Below are 17,546 nucleotides of genomic sequence, written 5' to 3' on the forward strand. Positions count from 1 at the left end.
GAGGAACTGCGCGACCAGCCACGACGGCGCCGCAGTCGACAGACGGCATATCGCGCCGGTTACGGCGGAGCGCTTGGTGGCCGTCCGGCACGGGCCCGGCCAGGTCGGCCGAGAGTCGCCGTACGGCATAAGCTCGGTGGATGGCGAAGTACTTCGACGTGCACCCCGACAACCCGCAGCCGCGCAGCATCTCCCAGATCGCCGACTCGGTGCGGTCGGGGTCGCTCATCGCATACCCGACCGACTCCTGCTACGCGCTGGGCTGCCAGCTCGGCAGCCGGGACGGCATCGACCGGATCCGCAGCATCCGGCATCTGGACGACCGGCACCACTTCACCCTGATGTGCCGTGACTTCGCGCAGCTCGGCCAGTTCGTGCGCGTGGACAACGACGTGTTCCGGGCCGTGAAGGCGTCGACGCCCGGCAGCTACACCTTCATCCTCCCGGCGACCCGGGAGGTGCCGCGCAAGCTGCTGCACCCGAAGAAGAAGACCGTCGGCGTCCGCATCCCCGACCATGTGGTCACCCAGGCGCTGCTGGCGGAGCTGGGCGAGCCGCTGCTGTCCAGCACCCTGCTGCTGCCGGACGAGGCGGAGCCGCTGACCCAGGGCTGGGAGATCAAGGACCGGCTGGACCACCAGGTGGACGCGGTGGTCGACTCCGGGGAGTGCGGCACCGAGCCGACCACGGTCATCGACTTCTCCGGCGGCGAGGCGGAGATCGTCCGCCGGGGCGCGGGCGACACCTCCCGCTTCGAGTGACCATTTCCGGCTCCCCCGAAGCCGTTCTCCCACCGTAGCGTGCCACGATGATCAGGACATGCCGCGCCGGGTGTCCCGCACCCCGACGCCGACTCCACAGAGAGGCACTTGCGCCATGACCCCCGTACAGGGAACCGACGTGGACATCACCACCGCGGACGGTGTCGCCGACGCCTACCTGGCCCATCCCGCCGACGGACTCCCCCACCCGGGCGTGCTCTTCTACCAGGACGCGTACGGAATCCGTCCCCACCTGAAGTCGATGGCGGACCGGCTCGCCGCCGCGGGTTACACAGTGCTGATCCCGAACGTCTTCTACCGCAGCGGCCGTACACCGGTCGTGGAGCTGCCCGAGTTCATCGACCCGGCCGCGGACCCGACCATCTGGCAGCGCATCATGCCGGTCCTGCAGTCGTTGACGCCCGAGGGAGTCAAGCGGGACGCCGACGCCTACCTGAACTGGCTGGCCGACAGCCCGCTGGTGACCGACGGACCGGTCGGCATCACCGGTTACTGCATGGGCGCCCGGCTGGCCGTGGGGACCGCCGCCGTCTTCCCGGAGCGGGTCGCCGCGGCGGCCGGCTTCCACGGCGGCCGACTGGTCACCGACACCCCGGACAGCCCGCACCTGACGGTCGGCCCCATCACCGCGGAGCTGTACTTCGGCTTCGCGGACCAGGACCAGTCGATGACCGCGGAGCAGATCCGCACCTTCCAGGAGGCACTCGACGCCGCCGGCATCCGCAACACCTGCGAGGTCTACCCGGGTGCCGCGCACGGCTATACGCAGGCCGACACCCCGGCGTACTCCGCCGAGGCCGCCGAGCGCCACTGGGCCGCGCTGCTCGACCTGCTGAAGCGCACGTTCTGATCCACCGACGTCACCGAACCAGACGTCACCGAAAGAAGGGGCCCGTCGACCGACGGGCCCCTTCTTTCGTCCTGCGCATTGACATGAACCCGCCCCACCGCCACTCTGAGAGCGCTCTCACAATTGGTCCGGACCAATTTCGGTACCAACCCCGACCCCACACGGAGGTGGAGAGTGCGCACAGGAATCGCACGCCGCACGCTGCCCCTGGCGGCCACGGCGGCACTGATCGGCGGGGCGCTCACACTGGGCACCCCGGCGCCGGCCGGCGCGGCCGTTGCGGACACGATCCCACTGAAGATCACCAACAACTCCGGCCGTACCGACCAGGTGTACGTGTACGACCTCGGCACCCAGCTCTCCACGGGACAGCAGGGCTGGGCCGACGCCAACGGCACCTTCCACGCCTGGCCGGCCGGCGGCAACCCGCCGACCCCGGCGCCGGACGCCTCGATCACGGGCCCGGCGGCGGGCCAGTCGAAGACGATCCGGATCCCGAAGTTCTCCGGCCGGATCTACTTCTCCTACGGCCAGAAGCTGGACTTCAGACTGACCACCGGCGGCCTGGTGCAGCCCGCGGTGCAGAACCCGACCGACCCCAACCGCAACATCCTCTTCAACTGGTCCGAGTACACGCTGAACGACTCGGGTCTGTGGATCAACAGCACCCAGGTGGACATGTTCTCGGTGCCGTACGCGGTCGGAGTGCAGCGCGCCGACGGCAGCACGGCCAGCACCGGGCACCTCAAGTCGGGTGGCTACAACGGGTTCTTCAGCGCCCTGCGCGGGCAGCCCGGCGGCTGGGCGAACCTGGTCCAGACCCGGTCCGACGGCACCGTGCTGCGCGCGCTCTCCCCGCTGTACGGCGTGGAGACCGGGGCGCTGCCGTCGACCGTCATGGACGACTACGTCAACCGGGTCTGGTCGAAGTACTCGACGTCGACCCTGACCGTCACGCCGTTCGCCGACCAGCCGAACACCAAGTACTACGGCCGGGTCTCGGGGAACGTCATGAACTTCACCAACTCCGCCGGGGCGGTGGTGACGAGCTTCCAGAAGCCGGACGCGAACAGCATCTTCGGCTGCCACAACCTGCTCGACGCGCCCAACGACCTGGTACGCGGACCGATTTCGCGCACCCTCTGCGCGGGCTTCAACCGGTCGACACTGCTGACCAGCGCCAGCCAGCCGGACACCAACCCGGCCGACTTCTACCTGGACACGGTCACCAACCACTACGCGCGCAAGATCCACGCGCAGATGGCCGACGGCAAGGCCTACGCCTTCGCCTTCGACGACGTCGGCAACCAGGAGTCGCTGGTCAACGACGGCAGTCCGCAGCAGGCGTACCTCACGCTGGACCCGCTGAGCTGACCCGCGCGGGCGTCCCGCACCCGGCTCGCGGATGCGGGACGCCCGGCTTCAGCCGCGGTACGTCAGCCGGTCGTGACGGCGGTGTCGTCGACGACGAAGCTGGTCTGGAGCGAGGAGTCCTCGACACCGCTGAACTTCAGGGTGACGGTCGAGCCCGCGTAGGACCCGAGGCTGAAGGACTTCTGCACGTATCCGGTGGCCGCGTTGAGGTTGGAGTACGTGGCCAGGGTGGTCGAACCGGCGGTGACCGTCAGCTTGTCGTACTGGGTGCTGGTGGTGGTCTCGGCCGTGTCGATGTGCAGGTAGAAGGTGAACGTGGTGGCGGTGCAGCCGGACGGGATCGTCACCGACTGGGAGAGCGTGTCGGTGTGGGTCGATCCGTAGCCGTCGAGCCAGGCCTTGTACGAGCCCGCGTGGGCGGCCTCGCTGCTGGAGTTGGTGATGACTCCGCTGGTCGCGGTCCAGGTGGTGTTGCCCGACTCGAAGCCGGCGTTGCCGAGCAGCTGCGTGGAGGTGCAGCTGCCGCCGCCTCCGCTGGAACTGACCGTCCAGGTGAAGGACGCCGTGCCGGTGGCCCCGGTGGAGTCGGTCACCGTGACGGTCGTGCTGTAGGTGCCCGCCGTCGTGGGGGTGCCGGTGATGGCCCCGGTGGAGCTGCTGATCGACAGGCCGGTCGGCAGTCCGGTCGCCGCGTAGGTCAGCGAGCCGCTGTTGGTGCTGCTCGCCGATATCTGCAGGCTCACCGCGGTACCGACGGTCGAGGACTGGCTGCCCGGGTTGGTGACCGTGACGCCCGAGGTGGGCACGGTGATGTGGCTGCCGACGTTGATGCCGGCGAACGCGTTGCCGACACCCGCGTACTGGGTGGAGCTGGTGCCGTACAGTGCCGCGGCCGCGCTCAGGGCGGCGGTGCGGGCGCCCGCGTAGTTGGTGCTGGACGTCATGTACGACGTCAGCGCCTTGTACCAGATCTGCAGGGCCGCGGCCCGGCCGATGCCGGCGACGGCGACGCCGTCGGAGGTCGGGCTGTTGTACGTGACGCCGTTGATGGTCTTGCTGCCGCTGCCCTCGGACAGCAGGTAGAACATGTGGTTCGCCGGGCCCGAGGAGTAGTGCACGTCGAGGTTGCCGACCCCGGAGTACCAGCTGTCGGCCGACGAGCCGTCCTTGTTCGGTTCGTCCATGTAACGCAGCGGCGTGCCGTCGCCGTTGATGTCGATCTTCTCGCCGATGAGGTAGTCACCGACGTCGGTGGAGTTGTTGGCGTAGAACTCCACGCCGGTGCCGAAGATGTCGGAGGTCGCCTCGTTCAGGCCGCCCGACTCACCGGTGTAGTCGAGCCCGGCGGTGTTCGACGTGACGCCGTGGCTCATCTCGTGGCCCGCGACGTCGAGCGAGGTGAGGGCATGGGTGCTGCTCGTGCCGTCGCCGTAGGTCATGCAGAAGCAGTCGTCGTCCCAGAAGGCGTTGACGTACGCCGTGCTGTAGTGGACGCGGCTGTAGGCGGCGACACCGTCGTTCTTGATGCCGCTGCGGCCGAAGGTGTTCTTGTAGAAGTCCCAGGTCGTCTGGGCGCCGTAGGCGGCGTCGGCGCCGGCGGTCTGGGTGTTGGAGCCGGATCCGGTGCCCCAGACGTCGTCGGTGTCGGTCATCAGGGTGCCGGTGCCCGACGTGCCGTTGTTGAGGCTGTACGTCTTGTGGCCGCCGCGGGTGGTGTCGTACAGCTGGTACGTGGAACCCGACAGCGTGGTGTTGAGGGTGACCGTGCCGCTGTACTGGGTGTTGCCCGTGCCCGTCTGGACGGCCTGGTAGCGGTAGAGCTCCTTGCCGCTGGTGGCGTCCGTGACGACGTGCAGCTTGCTGGGCGTGCCGTCGTCCTGGAAGCCGCCGATCACGGTCTCCCAGGCGAGCTTCGGGGTGCCGTTGCCGGCCCAGATCACCTTGCGGGCGCTGTCGGCGACGGGCTTCTGCGCGTCGAGGGCCTTGGCCGCCTTGAGCGCCTTGGTCTGGGCGGCGGACTTGCTGTAGGTCGCGCTGACCGTGGGGACGGCGATGGTGTGCTTGTTGTTGAAGGTGGTGCTCACGGTTCCGGCCGCGAGGGAGGCGGGCGGGGTGTGCACGACCAGGTCGCCGCCGAGCACCGGCAGACCGGCGTAGGTGCGCTCGTAACGGGTGTGCACGGTGCCGTCGTTGTCCTTGACGACATCCTTGACGACCAGCTTCTCCTTGGCGCCGAGGCCGATGGTGCGGGCGGTCGCGGCGGTCTTCTGCCGGGCGCTCCTGAGCAGCGCGCTGTGCTGGGCGGGGGTGAGCTTGGCCTCCAGGCCGCCGGTGCGTACGGGGCTGGGGTGGGGGGTGGCGGGCTTGGCGTTCGCCGGGACCGACTGGATGCCGACGGCGAGGAAGGCGGCGGTGGAGACCAGTGCGGCTCCGACCGTGGCCCGTCTGTGGGGAAGACGTCTCACTCGTACTCCTCCTGCTGCGGCCGCCGGGTCGCGGCCGGTGACAGACCGGGCAGACGGGGATGTGCTGTCCGGGACGAGCTGAGCTGTGCGGGGACCGGGATCCGGGAACCGGGGTGCATGGTCCGGGATCCGTGGACACGCCATGGAGAAGGCGTGTGGTGAGCGAGGATTCCAGATTTGACCCGCGCATGTCATTCACGTCGAGGTCAGTCAAGGGTTTTCCCTATGCAGGGCAGGGCGGTCCGGACGGACCGGCGTTCACCGGGAGGGCGGGCGCGGGGACGGCACGCGCGGGGCGGGCGGGCGAACCATGAACACGTCCACCGGATCCTCGGTCTCGACCAGGAATCCGTGCCGCTCGTACAGCCGCCGGGCCGCGCTGCCCTGCAGGACGTTCAGCCGGACGGGGACGCCGTCGCGGTCGCACCGCGCCAGCACCTCCCGCAGCACGGCCGAGCCGATGCCGCCGCCCTGCACGTACGGGGCCAGATAGAAGTGCTCCAGCCAACGGGCGTCCCCGGCCGGCCGCAGCGCCACACAGCCGGCGAAGGCGCCCTCCACCTCGATCACCCGGGTGCAGGCCGCGCCGAACCCGTCCCGCAGCCGCTGCCGGACCCGCCGCGCGTCGTACCGGCCGAGCCGCTCCAGGTCGTCCCGCAGTACGACGGCACGCAGTTCGGCCACCGCCTCGACGTCCGCGTCCGACGCCGGCCGCGTCCTCCAGTCCGCCACGATCGCCACGCTATCGACCGCGGCCGGCCGCCAAGGGACCGGGGCGGGGAACCCGGTCCCGCCGACGGGCCGGCGCGGCGCGCCCCCGGTCACGACCGGCGGCGAGGAGCCGTGACGCGGTCACCGAGGACGCCCGACGAGGCCCGACGGCCCCCTGCCTCACCAGCCCGAGCCGCGCCAAGCCGACCGATTTATCCTGGTTCAGGCGGAGTGCGACGGTCGCGCGTCCCCGGACCGGCCGTCGGCGGCTCCCACCCCACGGAAGGGGCTCACCCATGCGGGTCTTCATCGTCGGCACAGGCAACATGGCGGGCGGTATCGCCACCCGCGCCCTGGCGGGCGGGCACACGGTCCGGCTGATCGGCACGGATCCCGTCAAGGCCGCCACGCTCGCCGACGCCCTGGGCGAGCGGACGCCGGGGGCGGATGTGGCGCCCGCCGTGCCGGACGCGGTCGGTTCGGCGGACGTGGTGGTGCTGGCCGTGCCGTTCGACGCGGCCAGGCAGGTCGTGACCGAGTACGGGGACCAGCTCGCCGGGAAGACGGTCGTCGACATCTCGAACCCGGTGGACTTCTCGACCTTCGACTCGCTCACGGTGCCCGCGGACAGCTCCGCCGCCCAGCAGCTCGCCGAGGCCGCCGCGCCGGGCACGCACGTGGTGAAGGCGTTCAACACCACGTTCGCGGGCTCACTGGTCGCGGGTGAGGTGGGCGGGCTGCCGCTGGACGTGTTCATCGCCGGCGACGACGCGGCGGCCCGCGACCAGGTGGCCGAGCTGGTCTCCTCCGGCGGACTCAACCCGGTGGTCGTCGGCGGGCTGCGGCACGCCCGGGAGCTGGAGGGCATCCAGCTGCTGCACATGGCCCTGCAGACGCGGCCCGAGGGGCACGGCTGGATGAGCGCGATCAAGATCGTCGCACCCTGAGCCACGCCTGCGGCGCCCCAGAGACAGCTGAAGTCCCGGTGAACGTCGTGGCGAACGTCCCGGCGCACGCCCCCGGCGCGTAGTACCTTCCCCCACAACAGCCGTGACTCTGGGGGGAGTTGTGCACATGCACGGCACGACGGACGGTTTCCACTACGGCGCCGTGACTCCGGTCGCGGCCTATCTGATGGCCTGTCTGGGCGGGGCACTGGGGCTGCGCTGCATCGTCAGGTCGCTGTACCACCACGGGCAGTCGTGGCGGCCGGGCTGGCTCGCACTGGGGGCGGCCTCGATCGGCTGCGGCATCTGGACGATGCACTTCATCGCGATGATCGGCTTCCACGTCCGGGAGACCACGATCCGCTACGACGTGGGGCTGACCCTGCTCAGTCTCGCGGTGGCGGTCCTGGTGGTCGGCATCGGCGTCTTCGCGGTCGGCTACCGGGGTGCGACCACGGGAACGCTCTGGGCGGCGGGTGTCGTCACCGGTCTGGGTGTGGCCGCCATGCACTACCTGGGCATGGCCGCGCTCCGCCTTGACGGAACGATTCACTACGACCGGGTGACGGTCGCCCTGTCCGTCCTGATCGCGATCGCGGCGGCGACGGCGGCGCTGTGGGCGGCCGTGTCGGTGCGGGGCTTCACGGCGAGTCTGGGCGCCAGCCTGGTGATGGGCCTGGCGGTGTCGGGCATGCACTACACCGCCATGGCGGCCGTGAGCGTCGATGTGCACGCGGCGTCCGCCACCTCGTGGTCGAGTGCGTCACCGACCTCGCTGCTGCTGCCCATGCTGCTCGGCCCGGTCGTGTTCCTGCTGCTGGCCGGGGTGGTGGTGATGTTCGACCCGCTGCTGGTCCTGGGCGAAGGGGACTGGAACCGCCGGGCACCCGAGAGGAAGGCCCCGCCGACGCCGTCGCCCCGGGCGGCGCGCTCACGCCCGCCGGGCCGGCGCGGCGGACGCACACCCCGAAGGCGCAACGGCCGCCGGGCACCGGGCGGCGTGAGCCGGTTGGGCAGTTCTCATCGCCCCGCGCCCGGTCCGCAGGACCCGTACGGTGCCCCCTCCAACCCCTACGAATGGTGACCAGTTCTGCCGGGAACGCCCGAACGCTGTCGACGCCCCCTCCGACCCGCATCAGAGGCTTCACTCGCTCGTCGTGAGGTCGGCCGAGCGCACACTGCACAGACCGCGAGTCCGGACATGAGCAGCTGAGGCAAAGAGCCGGGGACGACTCCGCGGACCGTGTCGGATGAGCCGCGGACCGTCTTCAGCCGCGGTTGCCGCAGCATGAACGGCGCTTCAGGCATCCGGGCCACAAGCGGCTTCCGGACCGGGAGCTGCTGTGCGGGATCCCGTGTGCGCCGCAGGCCGACGCCCAGTGGGGGCCACCTGCCGCAGGGCAGAAGCCGTGGCGCGCTTTCCGGTATCGGTCGCCGCCGCTGGAACCCCGCGCTCCTTCGAAGACCGGGGCGTCGAAACCCTCACCACTGCGAGGTCGCCGACGGTGCTGCCCGGAGTCGTGCGGGCGCCGCGCAAGCAGTCCGCGCGGACGGCGTGATCTTCGGCAGCACCGGAGTCTGGGGCCGAGGACGCCCCCGGCGTATGACACACACTCTCCGGGATCCGCTTCACACGCCTTTAACCCCAGGGACACGAGAGGGAATCGGGAGCCACTGAGCATGTTTTTGGATCCAATCCAGCGCAGATTTAATCCATTCTCAGGATCGGTGCCCAAGGAGGCCCCATGCCGGATCACACATCTGGATCGCCCTCGACCGCCGCCGCGACCCCGTCGTCGGTGCCGGCGACCGGGTCGCGGGACGTCTCGCGCCGGACGATGCTCCGGGGTGCCGGACTGCTCGGCGTGGGCGTGGGGTTCGGGCTGCCCGCCCTGCTCACCGCGTGCGGTGCCGCGGCCCAGGACGGAGGCGGCAGCGGGAAGGGCGGCACGCTCACCCTGGCCATCGACGCCACCAGCGCCGTCAACGACCCGGCCTTCTACACGTCCCTGGGCGACTGGATGGCCGTCGACTGCATCTGCCGCGGCCTGACCTTCATCTCCTTCGAGACCAACGAGCCCACACCGGACCTGGCGAAGACGTGGACCATATCCAATGACAAGCTCACCTACACCTTCACCCTGCGCGAAGGGGTGAAGTTCCACGACGGGACCACGCTGACCTCCGCCGACGTGCTCGCCAGCCTCGGCCGCCAGTTCGACCCGGACGACAAGACACTGCCCAAGGGCGCGACCCGGCCGCTGTCGAGCATGGGCGCCAACGTCGCCTCGCTCACCGCACCCGACGACATGACCGTGAAGATGGTCCTCAAGAAGCCGGACCGGACCGTGCTCGGCAAGCTCTCCGACATCGGCGGCCGGATCATCTCCAAGGCCGCGCTGGACAAGCACGGCGCCGACATCGGCAAGCACCTCGTGGGCACCGGGCCGTTCGCCTTCTCCACCGCCACCGCGGGGCAGTCCATCACGCTCGAGGCCTTCGACGGCTTCCGGCTGGGCAAGCCCCCCATCGACCGGCTGGTGCTGCGCCAGGTCCAGGACCCGTCCACCATCGTCAGCTCGCTGCTCAGCGGCGACGTGTCCGCGACCCAGTTCGCCCCGTACTCCGCCGTCTCGCAGCTGCGCAAGGACAGCGCGGTGAAGGTGTACGACACCCCGCAGAACGCCGACGCCATCATGATGATCGACGCCCGCCGGGTCCCCGAACTGAAGGTGCGCAAGGCCATCAACCTGGCCATCAACCGCAAGGCCATCCTCCAGCAGGCGTTCTACGGCGTCGGCGCCGAACCCAGGGGCTACGCGATCCCGCCGGCCCAGAGCGGCTACGACACCGCGCTCGCCGACCTCAGCACCCAGGACACCGCGCAGGCCAAGCGGCTCGTGGAGGAGGCCGGGGCGAAGGGGCGCACCATCCGGCTCATGGCCGCCAGCGACTCCTGGCACCCCAAGGCCGCCCAGATCATCGCCCAGAACCTCACCGACATCGGCCTCAAGGTGGCCACCACCTCGGTGGACCCGGCGACCTACTTCAGCCGGCTCCTGGACGGGGAGGACGACTACCACGACCTGATGATCTGGGAGCGCAACACCTACGTGCCCGACCCCGACGACATGGTCGGCGCGATGGCGAGCCCCACCAGCATCTACGGCTCCAAGCTCTCCGGCATGGACACCCTGAAGGGCGCCGCCTCCCTCGCCGACGACCTCTACACGGCCAAGAACCTCACCGACACCAAGAAGCGCACCGCCGCCTACACGAAGATCCAGCGCCGGTGGGCCGAGGAGTACATGGTCCTGTCGATGCTGGCCTGCTTCAGCAACCTGGTCGTCAGCGGCGCGGACGTGAAGGGCATGAACACCGACGCCCTGGCCAACCACCGCTGTTACATGGAGAAGGCCAGTGTCTGAGGCCGGCGCCTCGGTCGACGCCGTGGCGGCGGAGGCGGCGGCCCCCGCCGCCGCGGCCTCCCCGCCCCGGCCCGGAACAGCGCGACGGATTCTGGGCGCTCTGCGTCGGCGCAGGGTGGCCCGCTCCTGGCCCGCGCTGCTCGCCTGGCTGCTGCTCGCCGCGACGGTCCTGGTCGCCCTGCTCGGACCGCTGGTCGTGGCGGCGGACCCGCTGCGCCAGACCTCCTCGGCGCTGCTGGCCCCCGGAGCGCCGGGGCATCCGCTGGGCACCGACGACCTGGGCCGGGACGAGCTGGCCCGGCTGGTGCACGGCGCCCGCCCGCTGCTGCTGGTGTCCTTCGCGGCGACCGCCCTCGCGGCCGGGATCGGCACCCTGGTCGGACTGGTCGCCGGATATGCGGGCGGCGTGGTGGAGCAGGCACTGATGCGGCTGGTCGACCTGGCGCTGGCCTTCCCGTCGATCCTGCTGGTGATCCTCCTGGTGGCGGCCGCCGGACCGGGCACGGTCAGTCTGATCCTCGGCATCGGCAGCTCGCTGGCGCCGGGTCTCGCCCGGCTGGCCCGCACCCTGACCGCACGCGAGGCCGCCAAGGACTACGTCGTGGCCTGCCGGCTCGGCGGCACCGGGGCGCCCCGCATCCTGCTGCGCGAGGTACTCCCCAACATCGGCGGCCCGTTGCTCGCCCAGGTCGTCATGACGCTGTCGATCGCGGCCGGGTTCGCGGCCGGTCTCTCCTACCTCGGCCTGGGCATCCAGCCGCCGCAGCCGGACTGGGGCTACATGGTGCAGGCCGGGCAGGAGTTCCTGTACACCGCTCCCCGACTGGTGGTGCTGCCGGCCGCCCTCACCCTGCTGTTCGTCGTGGCGTGCAACTTCGTCGGCGACGACCTGCGGGACGCCCTCGACCCGAGGGGGACGGCATGAGCGCGGGCACCGGGGTGCTGACCCGGGTGCGCCTGCCCCGGCCGACGGGAGCGGCCTGGGTGTTCGTGCGGCGGCTCGCCGTGATCCCCGTCGTGCTGTTCGCGCTCGCCTCCCTGGTGTTCGTGGCGATACGGCTGCTGCCGGGCTCCCCGGCGACCTCGCTCGCGGCGGGCGGCGGCAACACCTCCTCCGCGCAGTTCGACGCCAACGAGGAACGCGTCACCAAGGCCCTCGGACTCGACCAGCCGCTGCTGACGCAGTACGGCCACTTCCTCGGCGACCTCGTCCATCTGCGCCTCGGCACCTCGTTCTACGGCTCCAACAGCGTCCTCGGCCTGCTCGGCGACGCGCTGCCCGCGACCGTGGAGCTCACCCTCGCGGCCATGACGGTCGCGGTGGTACTCGGCGTCGTCACCGGAGTCGTCGCGGCACTGCGCCGGGGCAGCTGGATCGACACCTCGACCCGGGCCGTGGCGACCGTCAGCTTCTCGCTGCCCTGGTTCGCGCTCGGCGTGCTGGCCATCGTGGTGTTCGGCGTGTGGCTGCGCTGGCTGCCGGTCCTCGGCCGGCTGCCCAGCACCCTCGACTACCGGCCCACCACCGGCTTCGTCCTGTTCGACGCGATCCTCCAGGACCGGCCCGAACTGGTGTGGCCGTGGTTCCAGCACCTGATCCTGCCCGCGGTGACCCTCGCGCTGTCGATGGCCGGTTTCATCACCCGGATCGTGCGCGCCTCCGTGCTGGAGGTGCTCGGCGACGACTTCGTGCGCACCGCCCGGATGAAGGGCCTCGGCGAGGGCGCGGTGGTGCGCCGGCACGTGCTGCGCAACGCCTGGCTGCCCATCGTCACCGTCCTGGGGCTCCAGTTCGGGTCCCTGCTGGGTGGTTCGGTGGTCACCGAGACCGTCTTCTCCTACCCGGGCGTCGGACGCCTCCTCGTGCAGGGGGTGCTGCAGCGCGACTACCCGGTCGTGCAGGGCGCGGCCCTCGCGATCGCCCTGCTGTTCACCCTCGTCAACCACGCGGTCGACCTGCTCTACACGGTCCTCGACCCGCGCCTACGCAAAGGATGATCCCGATGGACATCGTGCTGGTCCACGGCGCCGGCGGACGGCCCACCACCTGGTCGGCGGTCCAGCCGCTGCTCGCCGCCCACGGCCACCGGCTGGTCACGGTCACCAACCCGATGACCTCGCTCGCCGACGACATCGCCGAGACCACCGCCGCGCTCGCGGGCACCAGCGGCCCGGTGCTGCTCGCCGGGCACTCCTACGGCGGCGCGGTGATCACGAACGTGGGACGCGATCCGCGTGTCGCAGGGCTGGTCTACATAGCCGCGTTCGGGCCGGACGAGGGCGAGACCGTCAACGGGATCGTGGAGCGCTACCAACCCGCGGAGATCTCCAAGTACATGCGGCGCGGCCCGAACGGGGAGTGGAAGTCAGAGCCGAGCCCGGAGTTCTGGGCGGAGATCGGCCCGGACCTGTCGGACGAGCAGCGGGCGGTCGTCGAGGCGGAGGGACGCAAGGCCGACAACCTCGTCTTCACCCAGGCCACCGGGGCGCCGGCCTGGCGGTCGCTGCCCAGCTGGTACCTGGTCGCCGACGACGACCGCACCCTGCGCCCGGAGATCCAGAACTTCATGGCCGAGCGGATGAAGGCGACCGTCGAGCACGTGCCGGGCAGCCACTACACCACCCTGGTGTGGCCCGAGCGGGTCGCCGACCTGATCCACCGGGCGGCGCTGGCCGTGGGCGGTGCCGTATGACCGCGCCGGAGGGCGTACATCACGTGACTGCGCCGGAGGACGTGCATGACGTGACTGCATCGGAGGCCGCGCACGACACGACCGCGTCGGAAGGCGTGCACGACGCGCGCCCTCCGGAGGCGGTGCTCGAAGTGCGCGGTCTGAGTGTCGGGTTCGACGTGCCGGCGGGCCGGCTGCCCGCCGTGGACGGGGTGGACCTGACGCTGCGCAGGGGCGAGATCCTCGCGCTGGTCGGCGAGTCCGGGTCGGGCAAGTCGGCGCTGTCGATGAGCCTGGTCGGCCTCAACCGCGGCCCCCGCACCCACATCGCCGGATCCGTGTCGTTCCGGGGCCGGGAGCTGGTGGGGGCGTCCGAGCGGGAGCTGCGCCGGGTGCGCGGCAAGGACGTGGCGGTGGTCTTCCAGGACGCGCTGGCCGCGCTCAACCCGCTGCACCGGGCGGGTGCGCAGGTCGCGGAGACGATCCGGGCCCATGGCGACGTCCCGCGGGCCACGGCCGCGAGCCGTGCCGTCGAACTGCTCGGCGAGGTCGGTATCGCGGGCCCGGCGCGGGCCGCCCGCGCCTATCCGCACCAGCTCTCCGGCGGCATGCGCCAGCGCGTGATGATCGCGATGGGGCTGGCCAACGACCCGGCGGTGCTGATCGCCGACGAGCCGACCACCGCGCTGGACGTGACCATCCAGGCGCAGGTGCTGGCGCTGCTGAAGCGGGTGCAGCGCGAGCACGGCACGTCCGTGCTGCTGATCACCCACGACCTGGGGGTGGTCGCGGAGGTCGCGGACCGGGTGGCGGTGATGTACGCGGGCCGGATCGTGGAACAGGGCACCCGCGACGAGGTGCTGTTCGACCCTCAGCACCCGTACACGATGGGCCTGCTCGGCTCGGTGCCCCCGCTGCACGGGCCGGTGCCCGAGCGGCTGCCGGCCATCCCCGGCAGTCCGCCCGCAGGTGTCGCACGGCCGTCCGGCTGCGGCTTCCGGCCGCGTTGCGGGTTCGCCCAGGACGGCTGCGAGAGCCGCCCGGAGCTGCGGCGGCGCCACGGCGGCGCGGCCCACCTGGACGCCTGTGTGCTCCCCGCGGAGGCCCGGATGCGGGCTCGGGCGGCCCAGGCGGCGGGAGCCGCCGTATGAGCGAGGTCCTGATGAGCGCCCGCGGGCTGCGGGTCGACTACGCCGGCCGGGCCGGCGGCCGGGTGCGGGCGCTACGGGACGTCGACCTGGACATCGCCGAGGGCGAGACGCTGGGACTGGTCGGCGAGTCGGGGTGCGGCAAGTCCACGCTCGGGCGGGCGCTGCTGCGCGTGGTGGAACCGTCGGCGGGCCGGATCGACTTCCTCGGCACCGATCTGACCCGGCTGCGCGGGCGACGTCTGCGGCGGACCCGGGCCGAGCTCCAGATGGTGTTCCAGGACCCGTTCGGCTCGCTGAACCCGCGCCGCACGGTCGCCGACATCGTCGCCGAGCCGCTGCTCCGCTCCCGGGGCGCGAGCCGCGCCGAGGCGGAACGTACCGTGGCCGAACTCCTCGACCTGGTCGGTCTGGGGGCCGAGGCCGGCGGGCGCAAGCCGCACGAGTTCTCCGGCGGCCAGCGCCAGCGCATCGGCATCGCCCGGGCCCTGTCCTCGTCGCCGCGATTCGTGGTGGCCGACGAGGCGGTCTCCGCGCTGGACGTGTCCATCCAGGCCCAGGTGCTGAACCTGCTGTCGGACCTGGTGCGCGACCGGGGTCTGACGATGCTGTTCATCTCCCACGACCTCGGTGTGGTGCGGCACATCGCCGACCGGGTCGCCGTGATGTACCTCGGCGAGATCATCGAGACCGCTCCCCGGGACGACTTCTTCTCCGGCCCCGCCCATCCGTACAGCAGCGCGCTGCTGGCCAGCGTGCCGGAGCTGCGGCCCGGCCCGCCCGTCGAACGGCAGCCCCTGGAGGGCGAGCTGCCCGACCCCGCGGACCCGCCGGAGGGGTGCCTGTTCCGGACCCGCTGCCCGTTCGCCACCGACCTCTGCCGCACCCGGCACCCGGAACTGCGCGAGATATCGCCGGGCCGCCGCGTGCGCTGCCATCTCCCCCTCGGCCCCGTGCCCGTGAGTGAGGACCCGCAATGATCATCGACGCCTACAACACCACCCAGGACGTGCGCGGCCGTTCCGACTACCTGACCGGCGCGCGCAAGGGCGAGGCGCCGCCGCCCTACAAGCCCTTCGAGCCGCGCCGCATCCTCGACCGGATGGACGCCGCCGGGGTGGACATGGCGATGGTGTGCTCGCTCGCGCAGCGCATCGAGAACGACTTCATCGCCTCGCTGGTGGCCGCGTACCCCGACCGGTTCTTCGGCTTCGGCCAGGTGCTGCCGCAGGCGGACGACACGATCGAGGAGATCGACCGGATCGCCGATGCCGGACTGGTGGGGCTGAAGCTGCATCCGAGCCTGCACGGCTACCACGTGGCCGACCACGGGCTGCTCGACCCGGTGTTCGAGGCCTGTGCAAGGCGCGGGCTGATGGTGCTGGTCAACGCCCTCGACGACGCCTTCTGCGCGCCGCTGGCCATCGAGGAGATCGCCCGGGACCACCCCGGGGTGCCGACGATCATCGCGCACATGGGCGCGGTGTGGAACGTGCCGGAGGCGATCATCGTGGCCGAACGGCAGCCGCACGTCTATCTGGAGACGTCCGCGACGCTGATGAGTGACGTGAAGCGGGCCTACACGCGGCTCGGCCCCCGGCAGATCCTGATGGGCAGCGAGTGGCCCGGCTCGGACTTCGACCTGGAGCGCATGAAGATCACCAAGGCGGTCGAGGACGAGAAGGACCGGGCGCTGATCGAGGGCGGCAACATGGCCCGCCTGCTGGGGCTCGGCGAATGACCGCCGCGCCCGTGGCCGTCCCGCCGGAGATGAGCGAGCAGGACGCCGAACTCCTCTCCGTGGCCCAGGCGTTGCTGGACCGGGTGTGGCAGGCGGACCGGCACGAGGTGGCCACCGCCCTGCGCACCGCGGACGGCCGGATCCACACCGGCGTCCATGTCGAGGGCTCCTGCCGGCGCAGTTCGATCTGCGCGGAGGGCGTCGCCCTCGGCACCGCGCGCGGCGCGCTCGCGCCCGGTGCGCCGCTGGCGGTGACCTCGGTGGTGTCGGTGCAGATCAAGCCCGCCGGACGGTTCCGGATCATCGCGCCGTGCGGGGTGTGCCGCGAACTCATCAGCGACTACTGCCCGGACGCCGTCGTGTGGATCACCACGGTCGACGGCGACCGTCCCGTCCCGGCCCGCGCCCTGGACCTGCTGCCGGAGAAGAGCCGGCGCCGCTGGTGACCCCGAACGACAGCACCGCACCGCCGAGGAGACGACACCCCCGTACTCCCGCGTACCCCCGAGGAAAGGAGAGACATGCCGTCCGTCATCACAGGACCCAACGGCCTGCGCGTCCCCACCGGCCTTGACGTGCCCGCACTCGCCGCGCAACTCGGCGGCAGCGGAGCGCCGTTGCCGTGGGAGGAGCTGACCTGGCAGGAGGCCGGGACCACGGTCGCCGGAAGCGACGCGGTGATCATCCCGGTGGGCGCCACCGAACAGCACGGCCCCCATCTGCCGCTGGCCGTGGACACCCGGATCTGCGAGGCGGTCGCCCTGGGCGTGTCCGCGCTGACGGGCGTACCGGTGCTGCCGCCGCTGGCCTTCGGCGTGTCCGCCTCGCACGGCGGCTTCGCCGGGACGGTGGCGCTACGCCCCGAGACGCTGATCGCCGTCGTGGAGGACGTGATCGACTCCCTGTACGCCAGCGGGGTACGGCAGTTCGTCCTGCTCAACGGGCACATCTGGAACAACGGCGCGCTCGACGTGTCCGCCGAGAAACTGAGGGTGCGTCACCGGGACGCCCGGGTACGGGCGTTGGGGTACGTGACGATGTACCCGGGGCCCGAGGTCGACGGCCATGTCACGTACGGGCGGGCGCTGATGCACGCCAACTACTTCGAGACCTCGGTGATGCTGCACCTGGCGCCCGGGCTGGTGCGGATGGAGCGGGCCACCTCGCACGTCGACGTCGACTCCTTCTGGGACTACCGCATGGACCAGGTCAGCGAGACCGGTGTGTGGGGCAGGGACGTCACCGAGGCGAACGCGGCCCACGGGCGGGCGGAGTTCGACCGCTGTGTGCTCACCACCGCCCGCGCGGTCTCGGCGGCCGTGCACGAGCCCTGGCCCAGCGCGGCGCACCGGCCCGGCGATCCCGCCCCAGCCGTCCCGCCTCAGCCATCCGGCCTGAGCCATCCGGCCTGAGCCGCCCGGCCGGAGA

The 17,546-nt window shown here is 71.4% G+C and carries 16 protein-coding genes; 14 read left to right on the forward strand and 2 right to left on the reverse strand.

Annotation, left to right across the window (positions count from 1 at the left end):
- The first annotated feature begins 140 nt into the window (after positions 1-140).
- From SSP29_RS22660 to SSP29_RS22670, 3 genes are all read left to right on the forward strand, one after another.
- The gene (locus SSP29_RS22660; protein ID WP_150134708.1) at positions 141-761 is read left to right on the forward strand and encodes an L-threonylcarbamoyladenylate synthase; all 621 of its coding nucleotides are present in this window, start codon (positions 141-143) and stop codon (positions 759-761) included.
- Between the two features lie 115 nt (positions 762-876).
- Positions 877-1,632 (forward strand): dienelactone hydrolase family protein, encoded by a 756-nt coding sequence (locus SSP29_RS22665; protein ID WP_089102581.1) that lies wholly within the window; start codon positions 877-879, stop codon positions 1,630-1,632.
- Positions 1,633-1,833: 201 nt separating this feature from the next.
- Positions 1,834-3,006, forward strand: a complete 1,173-nt coding sequence (locus tag SSP29_RS22670; protein ID WP_438363806.1) for a glycoside hydrolase family 64 protein — start codon at positions 1,834-1,836, stop codon at positions 3,004-3,006.
- Between the two features lie 62 nt (positions 3,007-3,068).
- On the opposite strand, the gene SSP29_RS22675 is transcribed toward SSP29_RS22670, so the two are convergent.
- On the reverse strand, positions 3,069-5,471 hold the full coding sequence (locus tag SSP29_RS22675; protein ID WP_174855993.1) for a M4 family metallopeptidase: 2,403 nt from the start codon (positions 5,469-5,471) through the stop codon (positions 3,069-3,071).
- Positions 5,472-5,729: 258 nt separating this feature from the next.
- Positions 5,730-6,203, reverse strand: coding sequence for a GNAT family N-acetyltransferase (locus SSP29_RS22680; RefSeq protein ID WP_089102897.1), 474 nt, complete (start codon positions 6,201-6,203; stop codon positions 5,730-5,732).
- 275 nt (positions 6,204-6,478) lie between these two features.
- On the opposite strand from SSP29_RS22680, the gene SSP29_RS22685 reads away from it, so the two are divergent.
- The 11 genes from SSP29_RS22685 to SSP29_RS22735 all read left to right on the forward strand — a co-directional run bounded on the left by SSP29_RS22685 (position 6,479) and on the right by SSP29_RS22735 (position 17,530).
- Positions 6,479-7,129: an NADPH-dependent F420 reductase gene (locus SSP29_RS22685; protein ID WP_089102584.1), complete on the forward strand. Its 651-nt coding sequence runs from the start codon at positions 6,479-6,481 to the stop codon at positions 7,127-7,129.
- A gap of 127 nt (positions 7,130-7,256) precedes the next feature.
- Positions 7,257-8,213, forward strand: a complete 957-nt coding sequence (locus tag SSP29_RS22690; protein WP_150134713.1) for an MHYT domain-containing protein — start codon at positions 7,257-7,259, stop codon at positions 8,211-8,213.
- A gap of 661 nt (positions 8,214-8,874) precedes the next feature.
- Positions 8,875-10,557 carry an ABC transporter substrate-binding protein gene (locus SSP29_RS22695; protein WP_089102585.1) on the forward strand — a complete coding sequence of 561 codons (1,683 nt, stop codon included), beginning with the start codon at positions 8,875-8,877 and terminating at the stop codon, positions 10,555-10,557.
- On the forward strand, positions 10,550-11,482 hold the full coding sequence (locus SSP29_RS22700; RefSeq protein WP_150134714.1) for an ABC transporter permease: 933 nt from the start codon (positions 10,550-10,552) through the stop codon (positions 11,480-11,482). The genes SSP29_RS22695 and SSP29_RS22700 overlap by 8 nt, the downstream gene beginning before the upstream one ends.
- Positions 11,479-12,555 (forward strand): ABC transporter permease, encoded by a 1,077-nt coding sequence (locus tag SSP29_RS22705; protein ID WP_150134715.1) that lies wholly within the window; start codon positions 11,479-11,481, stop codon positions 12,553-12,555. The genes SSP29_RS22700 and SSP29_RS22705 overlap by 4 nt, the downstream gene beginning before the upstream one ends.
- A 5-nt stretch (positions 12,556-12,560) precedes the next feature.
- Entirely contained in the window at positions 12,561-13,250 is a 690-nt protein-coding gene (locus SSP29_RS22710) for an alpha/beta hydrolase (protein WP_089102586.1), read from the forward strand.
- 122 nt (positions 13,251-13,372) lie between these two features.
- Positions 13,373-14,380, forward strand: a complete 1,008-nt coding sequence (locus tag SSP29_RS22715; RefSeq protein ID WP_218036920.1) for an ABC transporter ATP-binding protein — start codon at positions 13,373-13,375, stop codon at positions 14,378-14,380.
- Positions 14,377-15,357, forward strand: coding sequence for an ABC transporter ATP-binding protein (locus SSP29_RS22720; protein ID WP_089102588.1), 981 nt, complete (start codon positions 14,377-14,379; stop codon positions 15,355-15,357). Before SSP29_RS22715 ends, SSP29_RS22720 begins: the two co-directional genes overlap by 4 nt.
- The gene (locus SSP29_RS22725; RefSeq protein WP_089102589.1) at positions 15,354-16,118 is read left to right on the forward strand and encodes an amidohydrolase family protein; all 765 of its coding nucleotides are present in this window, start codon (positions 15,354-15,356) and stop codon (positions 16,116-16,118) included. The genes SSP29_RS22720 and SSP29_RS22725 overlap by 4 nt, the downstream gene beginning before the upstream one ends.
- On the forward strand, positions 16,115-16,564 hold the full coding sequence (locus SSP29_RS22730) for a cytidine/deoxycytidylate deaminase family protein (RefSeq protein ID WP_089102590.1): 450 nt from the start codon (positions 16,115-16,117) through the stop codon (positions 16,562-16,564). The genes SSP29_RS22725 and SSP29_RS22730 overlap by 4 nt, the downstream gene beginning before the upstream one ends.
- Before the next feature lie 75 nt (positions 16,565-16,639).
- Entirely contained in the window at positions 16,640-17,530 is an 891-nt protein-coding gene (locus tag SSP29_RS22735; protein ID WP_089102591.1) for a creatininase family protein, read from the forward strand.
- Positions 17,531-17,546 lie beyond the last annotated feature (16 nt).

Origin of the sequence: Streptomyces hyaluromycini, from assembly GCF_002217755.1 — a bacterium.
GTDB lineage: Bacteria > Actinomycetota > Actinomycetes > Streptomycetales > Streptomycetaceae > Streptomyces > Streptomyces hyaluromycini.

Bases quoted from the DNA above. Each gene is read 5' to 3' on its own strand.
- SSP29_RS22660 (WP_150134708.1), top strand. From the start codon at position 141: ATGGCGAAGTACTTCGACGTGCACCCCGACAACCCGCAGCCGCGCAGC.
- SSP29_RS22665 (WP_089102581.1), top strand. From the start codon at position 877: ATGACCCCCGTACAGGGAACCGACGTGGACATCACCACCGCGGACGGT.
- SSP29_RS22685 (WP_089102584.1), top strand. From the start codon at position 6,479: ATGCGGGTCTTCATCGTCGGCACAGGCAACATGGCGGGCGGTATCGCC.
- SSP29_RS22690 (WP_150134713.1), top strand. From the start codon at position 7,257: ATGCACGGCACGACGGACGGTTTCCACTACGGCGCCGTGACTCCGGTC.
- SSP29_RS22695 (WP_089102585.1), top strand. From the start codon at position 8,875: ATGCCGGATCACACATCTGGATCGCCCTCGACCGCCGCCGCGACCCCG.
- SSP29_RS22705 (WP_150134715.1), top strand. From the start codon at position 11,479: ATGAGCGCGGGCACCGGGGTGCTGACCCGGGTGCGCCTGCCCCGGCCG.
- SSP29_RS22710 (WP_089102586.1), top strand. From the start codon at position 12,561: ATGGACATCGTGCTGGTCCACGGCGCCGGCGGACGGCCCACCACCTGG.
- SSP29_RS22720 (WP_089102588.1), top strand. From the start codon at position 14,377: ATGAGCGAGGTCCTGATGAGCGCCCGCGGGCTGCGGGTCGACTACGCC.
- SSP29_RS22725 (WP_089102589.1), top strand. From the start codon at position 15,354: ATGATCATCGACGCCTACAACACCACCCAGGACGTGCGCGGCCGTTCC.
- SSP29_RS22730 (WP_089102590.1), top strand. From the start codon at position 16,115: ATGACCGCCGCGCCCGTGGCCGTCCCGCCGGAGATGAGCGAGCAGGAC.
- SSP29_RS22735 (WP_089102591.1), top strand. From the start codon at position 16,640: ATGCCGTCCGTCATCACAGGACCCAACGGCCTGCGCGTCCCCACCGGC.